General features: G+C 48.6%; 16 protein-coding genes. 8 read left to right on the forward strand and 8 right to left on the reverse strand.

Annotated features, from left to right (window positions below):
• Nucleotides 1-56: 56 nt before the first annotated feature.
• The 6 genes from ACY2RR_RS20740 to dksA all read right to left on the reverse strand — a co-directional run bounded on the left by ACY2RR_RS20740 (nt 57) and on the right by dksA (nt 7,530).
• Complete coding sequence (locus tag ACY2RR_RS20740; RefSeq protein WP_490110098.1) at nt 57-1,439, reverse strand: sigma-54-dependent transcriptional regulator; 1,383 nt, start codon at nt 1,437-1,439, stop codon at nt 57-59.
• A 34-nt stretch (nt 1,440-1,473) separates the two neighbouring features.
• Nucleotides 1,474-4,428 (reverse strand): sensor histidine kinase, encoded by a 2,955-nt coding sequence (locus ACY2RR_RS20745; RefSeq protein WP_490110099.1) that lies wholly within the window; start codon nt 4,426-4,428, stop codon nt 1,474-1,476.
• Nucleotides 4,418-4,594: a hypothetical protein gene (locus tag ACY2RR_RS20750; RefSeq protein ID WP_490110100.1), complete on the reverse strand. Its 177-nt coding sequence runs from the start codon at nt 4,592-4,594 to the stop codon at nt 4,418-4,420. The genes ACY2RR_RS20745 and ACY2RR_RS20750 overlap by 11 nt, the downstream gene beginning before the upstream one ends.
• Before the next feature lie 97 nt (nt 4,595-4,691).
• On the reverse strand, nt 4,692-6,104 hold the full coding sequence (gene nagA, locus ACY2RR_RS20755; protein WP_490110101.1) for an N-acetylglucosamine-6-phosphate deacetylase: 1,413 nt from the start codon (nt 6,102-6,104) through the stop codon (nt 4,692-4,694).
• Between the two features lie 55 nt (nt 6,105-6,159).
• Nucleotides 6,160-7,053: a tRNA glutamyl-Q(34) synthetase GluQRS gene (gene gluQRS, locus ACY2RR_RS20760; RefSeq protein WP_490110102.1), complete on the reverse strand. Its 894-nt coding sequence runs from the start codon at nt 7,051-7,053 to the stop codon at nt 6,160-6,162.
• A 33-nt stretch (nt 7,054-7,086) separates the two neighbouring features.
• Complete coding sequence (gene dksA / locus ACY2RR_RS20765) at nt 7,087-7,530, reverse strand: RNA polymerase-binding protein DksA (RefSeq protein ID WP_490110103.1); 444 nt, start codon at nt 7,528-7,530, stop codon at nt 7,087-7,089.
• A 283-nt stretch (nt 7,531-7,813) separates the two neighbouring features.
• On the opposite strand from dksA, the gene sfsA reads away from it, so the two are divergent.
• Together sfsA and ACY2RR_RS20775 are read left to right on the forward strand one after the other, a co-directional pair.
• Complete coding sequence (gene sfsA, locus ACY2RR_RS20770) at nt 7,814-8,551, forward strand: DNA/RNA nuclease SfsA (protein ID WP_490110104.1); 738 nt, start codon at nt 7,814-7,816, stop codon at nt 8,549-8,551.
• Nucleotides 8,544-8,816, forward strand: coding sequence for a DUF3820 family protein (locus ACY2RR_RS20775; RefSeq protein WP_490110105.1), 273 nt, complete (start codon nt 8,544-8,546; stop codon nt 8,814-8,816). The genes sfsA and ACY2RR_RS20775 overlap by 8 nt, the downstream gene beginning before the upstream one ends.
• On the opposite strand, the gene ACY2RR_RS20780 is transcribed toward ACY2RR_RS20775, so the two are convergent.
• Nucleotides 8,770-9,090, reverse strand: coding sequence for a Rieske (2Fe-2S) protein (locus ACY2RR_RS20780; protein WP_490110106.1), 321 nt, complete (start codon nt 9,088-9,090; stop codon nt 8,770-8,772). The two genes, ACY2RR_RS20775 and ACY2RR_RS20780, sit on opposite strands and share 47 nt — an antisense overlap.
• Nucleotides 9,091-9,207: 117 nt before the next feature.
• Complete coding sequence (locus ACY2RR_RS20785) at nt 9,208-11,361, reverse strand: TonB-dependent hemoglobin/transferrin/lactoferrin family receptor (protein ID WP_490110107.1); 2,154 nt, start codon at nt 11,359-11,361, stop codon at nt 9,208-9,210.
• Nucleotides 11,362-11,713: 352 nt separating this feature from the next.
• Here ACY2RR_RS20785 and ACY2RR_RS20790 point away from each other — a divergent pair, with 352 nt between their 5' ends.
• Genes ACY2RR_RS20790 through ACY2RR_RS20815 form a run of 6 tightly spaced genes read left to right on the forward strand, consistent with a single transcriptional unit; the run spans nt 11,714 to nt 16,241 of the window.
• Nucleotides 11,714-12,358 (forward strand): energy transducer TonB, encoded by a 645-nt coding sequence (locus tag ACY2RR_RS20790; protein WP_490110108.1) that lies wholly within the window; start codon nt 11,714-11,716, stop codon nt 12,356-12,358.
• Nucleotides 12,359-12,383: 25 nt separating this feature from the next.
• A complete protein-coding gene (locus ACY2RR_RS20795) occupies nt 12,384-13,076 on the forward strand; it encodes a MotA/TolQ/ExbB proton channel family protein (protein WP_490110109.1) in 693 nt (230 codons plus the stop codon).
• On the forward strand, nt 13,073-13,501 hold the full coding sequence (locus tag ACY2RR_RS20800; protein ID WP_490110110.1) for an ExbD/TolR family protein: 429 nt from the start codon (nt 13,073-13,075) through the stop codon (nt 13,499-13,501). Before ACY2RR_RS20795 ends, ACY2RR_RS20800 begins: the two co-directional genes overlap by 4 nt.
• Nucleotides 13,502-13,504: 3 nt before the next feature.
• Nucleotides 13,505-14,392 (forward strand): heme/hemin ABC transporter substrate-binding protein, encoded by an 888-nt coding sequence (locus ACY2RR_RS20805; RefSeq protein WP_490110111.1) that lies wholly within the window; start codon nt 13,505-13,507, stop codon nt 14,390-14,392.
• The gene (locus ACY2RR_RS20810) at nt 14,392-15,444 is read left to right on the forward strand and encodes a FecCD family ABC transporter permease (RefSeq protein ID WP_490110112.1); all 1,053 of its coding nucleotides are present in this window, start codon (nt 14,392-14,394) and stop codon (nt 15,442-15,444) included. Before ACY2RR_RS20805 ends, ACY2RR_RS20810 begins: the two co-directional genes overlap by 1 nt.
• A gap of 14 nt (nt 15,445-15,458) precedes the next feature.
• Nucleotides 15,459-16,241 (forward strand): heme ABC transporter ATP-binding protein, encoded by a 783-nt coding sequence (locus ACY2RR_RS20815; RefSeq protein WP_490110113.1) that lies wholly within the window; start codon nt 15,459-15,461, stop codon nt 16,239-16,241.
• Nucleotides 16,242-16,292 lie beyond the last annotated feature (51 nt).

Below are 16,292 nucleotides of genomic sequence, written 5' to 3' on the forward strand. Positions count from 1 at the left end.
ATGCTTTCTAATTCAATTAATTGTAGAAGAGCTGACCGGATATAGCGTAAAGGTATTTAGACTGCTTCCTTTCGAGGTATTCCCAGTCGCTTACGACGCTCCCATAAACACTTCCTGCTAATACCCAACTTTCGCGCCAGCTGGGTTTCATTCATCTGGTTCTGGTGCTCCAGAACGAAGCGTAGGAAGTAATCCTCCATGGAGAGTTCACTGTCATTTTCATCCAGTGGCTCAGCAGCCTTAGCAGGAGCTTGTACGTTGGCAGCAGGAATAGAAGAGCTTTCAAGACCGAGAAGATCTGGGGTGATCATATCGTCTTCGCTCAGAATCACGGCTCGTTCGATAGCATTTTCCAGCTCACGAACATTGCCCGGCCAGGGGTGGCGGCTGATAGCAACCAGAGCTTCAGGAGAAATCAGCATGGAGCCTGTTCCCATTTTCTCCGTTGTTTTCTCCAGTAAAGCTTCAGCAAGCAAAGTAATATCCTGCCCACGTTCTCTCAGTGGAGGGAGATTAAGCTCCACAACATTCAGGCGGTAATACAAATCTTCCCGAAAGGCTCCTTCGCTGGCCATCTGCTTCAGGTTTCGGTGGGTTGCTGCAATCAGACGTACGTTAACCTTTCGGGACTCTACAGAGCCAACCCGGCGAATTTCGCCTTCCTGCAGAACACGAAGCAATCGTGCCTGTGCTTCCAAAGGCAGTTCACCAATTTCATCAAGGAACAAGGTACCGCCATCTGCGGCTTCAACCAGACCATTGCGAGTTGTGGTTGCGCCGGTGAAAGCCCCTTTCTCATGACCGAACAGTTCTGACTCGATCAATGTTTCAGGAATTGCTGCGCAGTTAACAGAAACCAGTGGCTTGGTATTTCGACGGCTAGCTTCATGCAAAGCCTTGGCAACCAGCTCTTTACCTGTACCAGATTCGCCAAGCACCAGAACAGTCGCTTCTGTAGGAGCTACACGATTAATACGGCTGAACAGCGTCATCATTGGCGCACATTGACCAATAATGCCAGCAGGATTTCCATCTTTGGAAACTGGAGGCATGTCAGCAGAAGGCGCTGGTTCGGCCAGAATCTCATCCTTACGACTTATGGTTTCTGCCACAGCCTTAAGCATATCGTCATGATCAAAAGGCTTGGCAATATAGTCCACGGCTCCCATCTTCATGGAGTCAACGGCAGACCGCAGACTGGCGTAGCTGGTCATAATCAGAACCGGCGTATGCTCGGACTTCTCAATCAAAGCCGTTCCCGGCTCTCCTGGAAGGCGTAGGTCTGAAATGATCAAATCAAACGATGCCAGATCGTTCTGGCAGGCATCGTCCACAGACTCCGCCTCCGTGACCTCGTAATCGTTACGGGTTAGCAGACGACGCAAAGATGAACGTATAACCGGTTCGTCTTCTACAACAAGAATCTTCCCGAGTCCCATGGAACTCCCCCTGTGTCCCGTAATTAGACAGTGACTAGACGACTTCTTCAGCCTCAGCCACCTGTACCTTTTGTGAATCTATCTCAGCCAGATGCCGTGGCAGGCTGATACTGATGCAAGTTCCTGTGTTGTACTCCTCATCAACCGGAGAACGCACAGTGATTGTACCAAAATGTTCTTCAACAATACTGTAAACAAGAGCCATGCCAAGCCCGGTACCTTTACCGGCTTCTTTGGTGGTAAAAAATGGCTCGAATAAACGTTTCTGATGTTCTTCTGAAATACCACTTCCCTGATCGGTGACTTCCAAAGTAATGGAGTGTTCCCAATGGGTGGTATTTATAGTGACAACGGCATTATCAGGTGAAGCATCTCTGGAGTTACTGAGCAGATTAATCAGAACCTGGGTGAGCTTCTGACTGTCGCCGATCACGTTATAATCTTGCTCGCAGTTATTAATAAAGCGAATGCCACGGTCGTTTTTGCTCAGTGCTAGCAAACTTGCCGCCTCATTGGTGCACCGATATAGGCTCACAGGTTCCGCTGCCACCTGCTCAGTGGACTGTCCTGTATGAGCAAAATTTATAAGCGAGTGCAGTATTTTGGCAATGCGTTTCGTTTGCTCAAGAATCTGGTCTGCGATTTCCTGTGTATCTTCTTCTTTCGAAAAGCTTCTTAGTTCCTGAGCAAGGCAGTCTACGCCAGTGACAGGGTTGCCGATTTTATGTGCGACACCTGCCGCCAACTGACCAATCGATGCCAGACGTTCGCTATGAATCAGCTTCTGTTCCAGCAAGTGTGCTTCTGTCTGGTCTTCGAGCATAATCACAGTACCACTGTCAGACTCAATGCGAGCCTTGTGCAAGTTAAGTGTGCGATTAAGACCACCAACAACTAACTGTTTACGCTCTTTGGAGCTATCAGGGTCGGCAGAAAAGTCACTCAATAACTGACGCCATGGATGAGGCAAGCTGGCCAACCGGGAACCAACCATAGCACTGCCTGCAATCCCGGTTATAGTGGTCATGGACTGGTTCCACATCAAAATCTCACCATCTTCTCCCAAAGAGCAGATAGCCATGGGGAGATTCTGCAGCGTTTGGCGATGATAGCGGCGCAACCTGTCTAGCTCAGCAGCCAGACCTGTTAATCTGTGCTGATACTCCTCGACCTGATTTTCTACAAAATTGATATCGGCTACGCCTGCACTGTCGTGTTCATAAGGCAGATAGCGGTTAATAATATCCCTCGCCACACTTGGCCCCATCAGGCCAGAGAGGTTGGCTTCAATCCGGTCCCGTAAACGGCGCAGTGCGTATGGCCGCTTTTCATCCAGAGGCATATCCAGATCTTTCAGTGCCTGAAAGACCTCTCGCTGTGCAGTGTAAGAACCCAATGGGCGGGTCAAACGTTCCTGAAACTCTTTTGGTGACGTTGCTTTCAGGCTTCGGCGGGACGGACGACCCAATGCCTGAATAGAGCATATCTCTGCAGCATGTCGCTCTTCCGGAGCCCGTTCAGAGAAAAGGCTGACAATAACCAACACCAGAATATTTACAGAGAGTGAAACCAGTGCAGATGCGTGCCAGTTACTTTCCTGAATAGGGATTGCCCAACCCCAGACTTCTACATATTCCGCAGTGACGAGCAAAGGCATCAGCATGGTAAAGAACCACACCACAGAACCGCAGACCAGACCGGCATTAAACCCGCGCCGATTTGCAAGCGGCCAATAGATAGTGGACAACACACCTGGAAGAAACTGAAGACTGGCAACAAACGAAACAATGGCGAGAGTGGCTAAATCCTGTTCGGCTTCCAGCATGCGATAGAAGCCATAAGCCGCCAGAATCATGGTGGCGATCAGCGCACGTTTGGTCCAACTCAACCACCGATAAATATTTACGCTGGATGGTGGCTGATAGAACGGCAAAATCAGGTGATTTACAACCATGGCAGACAGAGCGAGGGTGGTCACAATGATCAATCCGCTGGCCGCAGACATGGCACCAATATAAATCAGCAAAGATAGCCAGGACTGATCAAGCTCCATCCCAATACCGAGAGCAAAATACTCAGGAGTTGTTCCCACCTGCAATGCAAGCCCGCCCCAGAGAATCAACGGAATAGGCAAACTCATCAGCAGAAGATACAAAGGTAATCCCCAGCTGGCACTGTTCAGATTTTTGGGGTCCTGATTCTCGGCAAAGGTCATATGGAACATATCCGGCATCACAACCGCTGCAGCAAAAAATATCAGCAACATTGTTCGCCAGGGGCCATCATCGAGAGAAATACGCAGAGTCGCCAAAGCTTCTTTATTGGTAGTTAACCAATCCTGAAGATTCTGTGGGCCATCGAAAACCTGAAATACGATGAAGCCACCAATCGCCAGCATGGCGACAACCTTCACCACAGATTCTATCGCTATTGCAAAAACCAAACCGTGATGTTTTTCACGGCTTGATATACGGCGTGTGCCAAACGCCATTGTGAAAAGAATAATGATTATGCAGAAGGCAAAAGCCAGCTCCTCCTGGGAGCCTTCCCTAGCAACGATATGAACAGAATCTGCAACCGCCTGAATCTGCATGGCGACCAAAGGCAGCATGGCCAACAGCATAATGGTGGTTGTTAATGTACCTGCAAACGAACTGCGAAAACGGAAGGCAAACAAGTCTGCCAGTGAGCTCAGCTGATAATCTCTGGTGATTCGCAGAAGGGGGGCAAGCAGTACAGGGGCAAGCAGGAAAGCACCGCAAATCCCCAGGTAGTAGGCAAGAAAAACAAAACCATATTGGTGAGCCATTCCCACCGCGCCATAAAATGCCCAGGCACTGGTGTATACGCCAAGAGCCAAGGTGTACACCAGTGGATGAGATGTTATACGTCGTGGTATCCAGCCCTGATCCGTTAACCAGGCTGCACCGAAAAGCAATGAAAGGTAAACGACACTAAACGTCGCCAGCTGGCTCAGCTCAAGTGTCATTACGGTTCCCTCCGGGCTGCAGCAGATAGCCAGCCATTATAAGAATCAGCCAGAGTAACCAGGGGCGATACCAGCCTTCCGGAGAATCGATCCACCACTCAAGAATGGCAGGAGAAAAAAGATAAATACCGATGACCAGTAGAAGGACAAGCCGGTGAAGGTACATGCACGCTCTCCACGACATGCCTGCGAGTAATAACAGGCACAGAGGATATTACCGACTTATAGGTGTGCAACGCAATCCATTAGGTATTGAAATACATTCAGGGAGACATGAGTGATGGTGAAGTATAAATTTTTTGACCGGCTCGCCACGTTACCATAACAGACAATGTCTCCCTATCAGACAAAAGAACCATGTCGGCCCTATAACTGTGAGCAAGTAACCCTCGATCCCTGAGCCCAAGTGCTTTTGCTGGATGATGACTTCCTGCCAGCAGTGCCTGCTCCAGCGAACATTTTGTAATTCTTCGCATCGTTCGAACAGCTCCTGGGATAGTTGCAATACTGCCAGCCAGAACCTCTTGGTCAGTATCAGCACGTAGCGCTTTGCCATCCCGGATAACAACCTGAATATCTTTTCCCAATGTATAAATTCCATTGGTGCTTTTTATGCCTTTCGCACTCATGGCATCGGTAATAAGAACAAAACGTTCCGGATTTTCCTGGCTAAGTTTCCAGGCTATCTGCACCATAACGTCACTGAGGTGATGTCCATCCACAATAATTTCAAATGCCGTTTCCTTATGGTTGAGAATGCCGAATGCTGCCGCAGCATTGCGACTCGTTGGCATAGACATAGCGTTGAACAGGTGGGTTCCCATTTCAGCTCCCTGCTCTATGGCTTTCTGAATTTGTTCTTGCTTTGCGGCTGTATGACCAATGGAAGCAATAACCCGGTTTTGTTTACACCATCGAATCAGTTCATCACTTTGCTCAAGCTCTGGAGCAAAAGTCACAATCCTCAAAAGATTATTTGCGCTTTGCTTCCAGATATTCAGGTCACCGATCGAAATTGGACGCAGACTTTCCGCATGGTGACAGCCCTTCTTCTCCTTGCTGATAAAAGGCCCTTCCATGTGAATTCCTATAATAGCCGCTTCTGTATCAGGCTGACTGCGGGCGTATGAAGAGATAGAACTGAGCAAATGAGAAAGTTCTCTCGAGCGGGCACTTGCCGTTGTAGGAAGCCAGCTGGTCACCCCTTCCTCAGGCAGATATGTTGAGATGATGGAAAGAGAGTCCGGCTGTTTCAGCTGATCCATCACATCCCGGCCATTGGCTCCATGGATATGAATATCAATAAATCCGGGGACAAGTATTCCCGTATATTCTTCTTTTCTCTCACATTGCTCCCAAAGCCAATAAGACCTTGGAAAAACACTTTGGATAGCACCATCCCTTATAGCTACGGCATAGTCAGGCATCAATGTTTTGCCGAAAAGAACTTCTGTAGCCGAAATGCACAGTTCACTCTTCTTTTCTTTTGTAGACGAACGCAGGTAGTAGCCTTGTTCAAGGTTCGGTAAAAAGTTATCTATTGAAGGAGTAACAGGAATCTTCAGAGCGCGTTCGCTCCTTCCTCCGGAAAAAGCAGGATTACTGAGCACTACAACCAGACAAAAAGCTGCAGTGCTTTTCAGTCTGAAAAACCGGGACCATCCGTTGCCTTTCAATTTTTATTTCCCGGCTTTTTGGTGGCGCCGAGAGAGATTAGTCAGCAGGTGCAGGTTATGCCAGCGAAGCCTCGGGAATTATTTTTTGATCGTGAAGGGTTCTGATATCCCAGTGTTCCGTTGCCCAGAGCAACATATCGGAAAGCGTGGCATCTTCAACGTGACCATCGACCGGCAAACCAATCGCTCTCATAGCTTTCAGAAGAACTGGCTGAGGGTTTTCCAGTGGTAAGGGTTCTGCCTTGTTTTGCTTACTGAGCTTGTCACCAAGTTCATTGGTAATCACTGGCAAGTGAGCGTAACGCGGTTGATGAAAACCTAAAGCCTGCTGGAGAGCGATTTGCCTTGGGGTGGAATCAATAAGGTCTATGCCCCGAACAATATCTGTAATTCCCTGATGCTCATCATCCACAGTTACTGCAAGCTGATAAGCAAATAGCCCATCTTTGCGGAAGACAACAAAATCCCCCAAATCTTTCAGACTGAAAGTTTGGGTACTCTGAATACGGTCAGTAAAGGTAATAGTCTTATCTTCACCATTAAACCGTATAGCTTGGGGCGCTTCAGGCGTATCCGTTTTTTCACGGCAAAAGCCAGGATAAGAGGGCAGGAATTCCGCCAATTCTTTGCGGGTGCAGGTGCAGGGGTAAGCAAGCTGCTTTTGTTTCAGGTGCTCCAGTGCCTCCCGATAAGCATCAAGCCGGGAATGCTGAAAAAGCACTTCACCATCCCAGTGCAAACCATAAGCTTCCAAAGCTTTGAGAATAAGCTCTGAAGAACCGGGTTGTTCTCGGGGAGGGTCTATATCTTCGATGCGTACCAGCCAGTCACCTGAAGCGGCTCTGGCATCCAGATAACTGGCCAGAGCTGCTGTCAGAGAACCGAAATGGAGTGGACCGGTTGGAGACGGGGCAAAGCGCCCCGTATAGCGGTCAGAGGCTGGTTTCAAGCAATCCTTGGAATTTGCAGGCATGTGTGGGTATTAGTGACCCAGCTGCTTTTCCTTGATCTCTGCAAGAGTTTTGCAGTCGATGCACAGGGTTGCTGTTGGACGTGCTTCAAGACGGCGAATGCCAATCTCTACGCCACAACCATCACAGAAACCATAATCGCCTTCTTCCAGGCGAGCCAAGGTTTTTTCAATTTTCTTGATCAGCTTGCGCTCACGATCACGGGTGCGCAGTTCCAGGCTGAACTCTTCTTCCTGACTGGCGCGATCCGCTGGGTCAGGGAAGTTTGCAGCTTCGTCCTGCATATGGTTTACAGTGCGATCCACTTCTACCATCAACTGGCTTTTCCAGTCGTTCAGGATTTGAGCGAAGTGCTCGACCTGACGATCGCTCATATATTCCTCACCCTTCTTCTCCTTATACGGTTCGAAGGTTTTGAGGAGGTTGCCGTTCTCTGGCTTGTTTTGTGCTGACATGCTTACAGCCCCGTTGCTATCCAAGTCTCGTCCTACGGGATAATATCGCCTTAATGGCTCCCGGGATTGGCTGTGGGGCGAATACATTCCGTACGCCCCCAATAATACAAACTGCCAAGGAGCCGAGAAGCTACCAGAACCCGACTCAGGATGCCACCTGAAATTCCATGGGTTCAAAAAGCCACCACATCTATAGAATCTAGCTACACCTCTGGCAGAGTCTTTAATACGCTTAGTGTAAATTCGCATTAAAAATTATATTTTTATACTGTAAGAGAGATATATGCACTTCGATCCTCCCCTACAACAGGGTAAGTTACTACGACGGTACAAGCGTTTCCTGACCGATATCACTCTTTCTGACGGTACCAAAACAACCATTCACTGCCCGAATACCGGTTCTATGAAAAACTGTCAGCCGGAACATACACGAGTCTGGTTCTCTGATTCGAAAAATCCCAAAAGAAAACTTCCCTGCACATGGGAACTGGTAGAAATACCCGTTCTTTATGGTGAAAAAAAATCTATGACTCTGGCCTGTGTGAATACAGGGCGAGCCAATGCACTGGTACAGGAAGCGATTGAAAATAATGTCATCCCTGAGTTGCAGGGATACGAAACCCTCAAAAGAGAAGTGAAATACGGAGCCGAAAACAGTCGTATTGATCTCTTGCTAACGGGCAATGGAAAGCCAGACTGCTATATAGAAGTCAAAAGCGTCACTCTTGCTACAAATAATGGCTTTGGTGAATTCCCTGATGCTGTTACTACACGTGGGCAAAAACACCTTCGGGAACTGGAAGCAATGGTTTCAGAAGGGCACCGCGCAGTACTGCTCTTTTGTGTGCAGCATACGGGGATAGACGTGGTCAGCCCGGCAGACAGTATTGACCCTGAATATGGCAAAGCGCTGCGTAAAGCCATGGCTGCGGGAGTAGAAGTTCTGGTCTGGGGAAGTTCTATTACCCCTGAAGAAATTGTTCTGGATCGACCACTGACATTAAAGGTAAGCGATGTTTGAGAAGGAAGACTTGTTAAAACTGGCTCGCATGCCTATGCCCTTTGGTAAATACAAAGGGCGGGTTTTAATTGATCTGCCAGAAGAGTATCTGTTGTGGTTTTCAAAAAAAGGCATGCCAAAAAGTGATCTTGGCCGCTTATTGCAAATAACATTAGAGCTTCACATTAATGGCCTGACTTCAGTCGTACAGCCTTTAAAGCTTCCAGAGACTTCTAAAACTAGTCAGCAAGAAACAGTTCACCGTTTTCCACAACATGAGGAATAGCGGTTAAAGAATCGCCAACGCAAGGGCCAGCCAAACATTCACCGTCTTCTATTTTAAATAGCGCCCCATGCATACAGCACTGGATCAGGCGGTCTTCCTGATCAAGGAACTGGTCCGGCTGCCACTCAAGATTCACACCTAAATGAGGGCAGGAGTTGGCATACACAAATACCTGTCCGTCAAAACGAACAGCAAAAACAGATCCCTTTGGAGTACTGTTAAAACCCTTACTTCCCGGTTCGGCTATATCTTCTACAGCACAGAGTTTATGCACGTAAGTGTCCCCGCTCTTATTGTGGGGGCAGTATAACGAGTTAAACGACGGAGAGATAACTGTTGCCGGCCCGGGCCGACAACAGTTAGAGCTTTGCGATTTACTAACCAGGGCTGGCTAGAAAGTGTATTGCGCACTTACTGAGAAGTTACGTCCAGGCTGAGAGTAACGATCCATATTGTTGGTGGACGGATCAACCTTGCGGGTGTCATTCCAGCTCCAGTACTTCTTATCAGTGATGTTGAACAGACCTGCTCGAAGAGTCAGCTTATCAACTGGCTTGTAATAAGTTGTCAGGTCAACAATTCCAAAACCAGGCGTTGCATAAACACTGTCGGGATCATTGATATCTGAGCGCTTCTTCTCATCAGTCACAGTCCAAAGCAGTTCACCACCCCACAGGTTTGATGGCGCATCATAAGCCAGACCTACAACAGCAGACAACGGAGCAATACTGTTCAGCGGGTTATCGTTTTCCGTATCTTCACCTTTGGCATAAGCCAGAGAAGCTTTCAGAGATGTTCCCTGCGGTGCAGACGCAACTTCATCCAGCCAGAGCTGACCTTTCAGTTCCAGACCGTGAATCTTGGCTTTAGCAATATTCTGCTCCTGAGAAACTGTCACACTGCCTTCACGAGTGGTAGCTGTTTCTATAAAGTTTTTGTACTTGTTATAGAAGGTCGTCACTTCGAAGCTACCGATGTTAGAGCCACCACGCAGACCCACCTCAAAGGAATTACTCTCTTCTGGTTTTAGGTTCGGATTTGCACGAACTTCGTATCCTCGACCACTGTCGTAGTTCCAGTAAAGGTCAATCAAGTCAGGAGACTTAAAGCCCTGACTGAACTGGGCAAAGGCAGAAAGGTTGGGAGTCAGCTCGTAAACAGCTGACAAACGCCCGGTAGCCTTGCTGTCTTTTGAGTCCCTGTCCTGAATATTGGTTGCGCGGTTTTCTCCCGGCTCGTATTCATAACTGTCGTAACGCAGCCCCGGCGTAATCGTAAGGCGGTCGGTAACCGCAATATCATCCTGAACAAACACACCCCAAACTTTGGTATCAACCTCTGGGATGTAATCTTTTGCTTTTGAAGTGGAGCTGTTCAGATTGTATTCGGTACTTTTGTTAGAAGCTTCACCCTGCTCATAGTTGAAGCCATACACCAGGCCATGACTGATGGCTCCGGTTTTAAAAGCTTTATCAAACTGGGTATCAAGCTGCACGGCTTCTTCTTTGTAGGAATATTCCTGCCTTCTGTCGTAAGGAATAAAAGCACTATACTGCGGAACAAAGGTTTCCATGGATGTTTCAGTGTCCTGCCCATCCAGCTGCCATCTCACGCTGTCGAATGCAGCAAGGTTAGCCTCCCACTCATGGAACACACCTACACGTGTACGTTTCTTGCCATCTTTACCGGTTACTCCGGTTGTCAGCTGACTGTCGCGCACATCAATGTTAGTTCTGGAGTCCTGGTACTCGCCTGTCAACCCAATACGATGTTGCTCATTCAGCTGGTACTGCACTTTAGCAAGAACATTATCGAGTCGATCGGTAGAAGGGTTAGCCTCACCACGCTGGCGGCCATCGATATTGTCACCACCATGGCTTTGGGTTTCTTCCGAATCCCGGCGGGTATAGATAATCATGCTTTCCAGATCACCACTGCGATTCGCAGCAGACAGTGTTTCTGTAAAACCTTTATTTGCGCTGCTGTATGCACCTTTCAGGGAGAAGGAGCTTTCATCACCTTCAGACTCCAGCAGATCGGCCGGATCTTTGGTCTGGAAGGCAATAAGGCCACCAATAGCATCACTGCCAAACAGACTGGAAGCTGGTCCTTTTACAATTTCAACGCTTTTCAGAGTTTCTACATCGATAAAGTTTCTACCGCCCTGCAGGTAATAGGTGGCAGAAATCGCAAAGTCGCTGGCCTGGTCAACGCCATCAACAAGCAGCTTTACCCTGTTGCCATCCATTCCGCGGATATTAAAGTTTCCCAGCCCGGTACGGGTATTGTTGCTGACAGAAACCCCCGGCTCATAACGAACCAGATCTCTAATGCTCTGACTCAGCTGATTTTCAAGCTGTTCACTGTTAATCACTGTCACACTGCCTGCAACATCTCTCAGCTGCTTCTCAGTACGAGTAGCCGTGACAGTCACCTGATTTAAAAGAGTCGCTTCATTGCTTACCGCTTGCTGTTCAGCCGCAAAAACTGTGCTGCTTAGCGCCGCCGCAATTGCGACAGACAAAGGGGATCCCCGGAATTTCATTGTTATTCCCGCGTGTTGGATTTATTGATTGATTACTGCTCTTACCTCAACGCAGGTTCCGCTCCATGCACTACCGATCATCCTGACCGGAGAACCTGATGGTGACGCAATATAAATTTGATTAAGGTCAAATGCAAATCATTCTCATTTGTGTTACTGTGCATAAAAATCACACTGACTCTATTCAGTGCTGCAGAAATTAAAGAGCACAATTGCCGTGATACAAGTGGGACTTTTCAAAAGATTTTTTGACCATGGGTGGAACCGTGGGCTTACGGTTGTGCTTCTTTCAATTGCCGCACACGCAGGTGCTCTCACGCTTTGGGATAATGAACCTGCCCCCGAACACACCATGAATTCCGGCTCATATTCCGCTCCGGTCAGCCTGAGTTTTTCTGTAGCCCGCGAGGCAATTCCTGAAGTACCCAAGGTTACTCCCAAAGAACCGGAGCCAAAGCCTATTGTTAAACAGGAACCGGAGATCAAACCGGTTATTGTCGAAAAATCCGAAGTGAAGGTTGCAAAGGTTACTAAGCAACCCAAGCCAGAGCCTAAACCCGAACCGGTTAAACCCAAGCCAGAAAAAATAGTTCAGGAAAAAACAGAACCTGAACCAGAACCCGAAAAAGTTGTTGAGCAGACCAACGAACCAGTGCCTGCCCAAACCGCTTCAGCAATTGTAGAAAGCACCGACCAGGGACTGAGCGAAATACCGGTTGTTACCGAGCCAGCCTTCCGTCGCCCTCCTTCTCCACCGGACTACCCAAGACAGTCTCGCCGAAGAAATCAGGAAGGCACTGTACTGGTAGAGGTTCTGGTAGATGAAAACGGAGAAACACTGGAAGTTGATGTCATCGAATCTTCCGGTTATCCGCTGCTCGACAGAGCTGCAATAAAAGCTGTCTCCCGTTGGGCGTTCCAGCCCAAAACCGTAGGCAGTTCAACAGTTATATCCAAAGTGCAGGTGCCTGTGCTTTTCGCCCTAAGAAATAGTTAACAGCTAAACAGATCAGGAGAGACAGATGCTGTCACAGGTATTCAATCAGCTAGGAGTAATGGGTATGCCGTTGCTGGGGCTGTCCGTTGTTGCACTGGCGCTGATTATTGAACGTCTAGTGACTTATGCTCTTCAGCCTGGTATGGGCAAAGCTCGAGTCAGAAAGCTAATGAAAGAGCTTCAAGATCAGGGCTGCGGCAACTGCCAGTGCCCTGAACAGGCTGCTCGATTCTGCAATCAAAAACATTGTCTGCACCAGGGTGTGGGAGTTCTCCTCAATCACGCCTCCAGCCCCAAAGACACCCGGGAAGAAATTGCTTCCCTGTGGCTGCTGAAACACCGCCAGAGAATGCATGCGGGCCTGCGCTTTTTAGGCCTTATTGGCATGCTCAGTCCTATGGTTGGTTTGCTGGGAACCGTGCTCGGCATGATTTTCATGTTTAAAGGCATGGCCGCAAGTTCTGGCCCTGTGACTCCTGCTGTACTGGCTGATGGACTCTGGGCTGCCATGTACACAACAGCTTATGGTCTGGTTATTGCCATTCCTGCCCTTGCAGCCAGCCACGGCTTTACTCTTTGGGCTAACCATTATCTGGGGCGTCTGGAGTTTGTGCTGAACCATGTCAATCTGATGATCGATGGTATTGACGTAACAGAGCCAAATCAGAAAAAGACTTCGAAGATTGTAACCCCAATGCGTGACCGGGTTGCAGCATGATCAGAGTTACAGGTAACACTGAAGCCGCTCCATCCCTGCTTCCGGATCTTACACCTCTCCTTGATGTCATATTCATTGTGATGGTGTTTCTGATGCTAAGCGTAAACGTAGCTCCACTGGCATTACCGGTAGATCTGCCTAGCCTTGGCGCGGAAGAAGCAGAGATTCTGGAAGAGCCCAAAACACTGGGGATCAATCTGTTCAGCGATGGCAGAGGCTGGGCTCTGGATGGCAAAGAGTTTAGTAACTGGGAACAACTGTCCGGCGCGCTACTGTCAGCCCACGAGGCTGATCCTTCTCTGAAGGTTGTGATCGCCGGAGATAAAGATGTACCCATGGAAAAACTGGTGCAACTGCTCAGCTTTTTACAAAAGCAGCAGTGGCCTGCGGCCAGCATCATGATGGAAGAGAATGGAACGAATTAATAAATGCGTATTAAAAACCTAATTAAACTATTCTTCGCTGCTTCTTTGCTGGCGCCTGCTGCCAGCTTTGCCGAAACCACAGCAGATGCGAATCGTCTGGTAACCATTGGCCCTGGAGTAACAGAAATTGTGTACGCACTGGGACAGGGCAATGTGGTTATCGCAACAGATGCTGCCAGCCGTGTTCCTGCACCGGTCAATGCACTGCCAAAGCTTGGTTATCACAGAAGCCTTTCTTCCGAAGGCCTGCTCTCCCTGAACTTGAATCATATTATTGGTACAGAAGAAATGGGGCCCCCCATTGTTCTTGATCAGATGAAACAGGCAGGTGTGCGTGTTACTGTTCTTCCCGGTGGGCCAAAAGTTAAAACTCTGCAGATCCGTATCCAGGAACTCGCAGAAATTCTCGGTACACCAGAAGCAGGCAAAGATCTCTGGAATAAAACCCAACAGCAACTCGCTTCTGCCAAAGAGCTTTCCCAGGATCAAAAGCCCAAGAAAGTTATTTTCATGATGGCGCACACCGGTACTGCTGTTCTTGCAGGTAACAACTCTACGGTGAATACACTGATTGAGCTTTCCGGTGGCGTGAATCCGGTTAAAGAGAAATTCTCCGGATACAAACCCGTGTCTGCTGAATCCCTGCTGATTATGGCTCCTGATGTCATTTTGATTGGCCAGAGCACTCTGCGTAAAGAAGGTTCGCCAGAAGCGGCACTGAAACTTCTTCCGGGCATTCAGGGTACTCCTGCAGGTCAGAACGCAAGGATTCTGACTGTTGATGATAGTATCCTCATGGGCGGCCTTGGGCCTCGAGTAGGCGAAGCTGCATTGAAACTTGCCACTCAGCTATACAAACCAGAAAACCTTAAGGCAGTAGTGAAGAACTAATGGACAGAGAAAGCAGGGCAAGGTTGTTTACCGCAGGGTTAGCGGTATTGTTGCCTTTGATAATCGGACTATCAATCATTACTGGTGCCGTACCAGTTTCCCTTGAGAACTTTATCGGGCTATTGAAAAGCTGGCTGGGATTGGACGTTCCCAACACAGCTGAACAAAGTCAGGCATGGATGGTTGTTGAAATCATTCGTATGCCCCGAACAATCCTTGGCGCCATTGTAGGTAGCACCCTGGCTATTTGCGGTGGCGCGATGCAGGGCTTGTTCCGAAACCCTCTGGCTGACCCAAGTATTATTGGTGTTTCCAGTGGCGCAGCTCTTGGTGCTGGTGTGGGCATTGTTCTTATTGGCTTTCTGCCTGCTGCCCTGACTTCTGTGTTACAGGTTTACACTGTTCCTTTCCTGGCTTTCCTCGGTGGTTTTGGTGCCACTCTGCTGGTTTATAAGATCGGTACCACGTCCCACGGTTCTTCTGTTGCTACCATGCTACTCGCAGGTATAGCGATTGGAGCACTGAGTGGCGCGGGCATGGGCATACTGAACTATGTTGCCGACGACACTATGCTCCGCAACCTGACCTTCTGGCAAATGGGCAGTCTGGGTGGAGCCACCTGGGAACAGTTAACGTTTATCGTTCCTGTATTGCTGGGCATCCAGATTATTCTGGTAAGTCAGGCCAAAGGACTGAACGCCCTGCTGCTGGGTGAATCCGAAGCTCGCCATCTTGGTCACAATATTCAGAACCTGAAAATCCGGCTGATTATTCTTACCGCTTTGGGTGTTGGTGTTTCTGTTTCAGTATCCGGCATGATTGGTTTTGTTGGTCTGGTTGTTCCTCACCTGGTTCGTATGACCATCGGTCCTGACCACCGTTACCTGCTGCCTGCATCTGCTCTACTGGGAGCTTCCCTGCTTCTGTTTGCCGATGTAATTGCCCGTGTTGTTATCAGCCCGGCAGAACTGCCCATTGGTATTGTGACAGCTCTTCTTGGAGCACCGTTCTTTATGTCACTGCTTTGGCAACAAAGAAACAGGATTGGTTAAGCATGGAGCATAATGTGAGTATCAGTCTTGATGTGCAGGGTGTATCCGTTCGTCGTGGTGAACGCCTGCTGCTGGATAATGTTTCCTTTACCGCAAAGCCCGGTGAAGTTGTCGCTCTGCTTGGCCCGAACGGTGCTGGAAAATCGACTCTGTTCAAAGTGGTTACCGATGAAATGCCAGCCGATAGCGGGCAGGTAGTCTTTAATGATAAGCCAGTAAATAATTGGGATTTAGGCGAGCGGGCTTTGATGCTGGGTATTCTTCCCCAGTCGTCTTCCCTTAACTTTCCTTTTTCCGTAAATGAAGTTGTTTTGCTGGGGCGATCTCCCTGCAGTTCCAGCCGGGAAGAAAACGCCCAAGTTGTAGAAAAAGCTCTTGAGTTGGTCGATGCCACACATTTAAAAGAGCGTGATTACACCACTTTATCTGGTGGTGAAAAACAGAGGGTTCATCTGGCACGTGTTCTGACCCAGATCTGGGATGAACCTGAGTCAGGTCCACGATTGCTGTTACTTGATGAGCCAACATCCGCTCTCGACCCTGCCCACCAGCATCAGACTCTTCGTATCGCTAAAGAGTTTGCCCGTAATAATGTTGCTGTTGTTGTGATTCTTCATGACCTGAATCTTGCCAGCCAATACGCCGACAGACTGGTAATGCTGTGCGAGGGCAAGGTTCGTGCGGAAGGAACTTCCCATGAAGTTCTGACACCGGAGTTGCTGAAGCAACTCCTTGATATTGATGTCTGCATTATTCCCCACCCGGTAAACGGATATCCCCTTGTGGTGGCAGCCTGAGAGCTGCCTACACTGACTACTAATGTAGTGGGAAAAATTTCATGGCAGGAG

It is taken from the genome of Parendozoicomonas sp. 2304DJ65-17 (genome assembly GCF_058148445.1).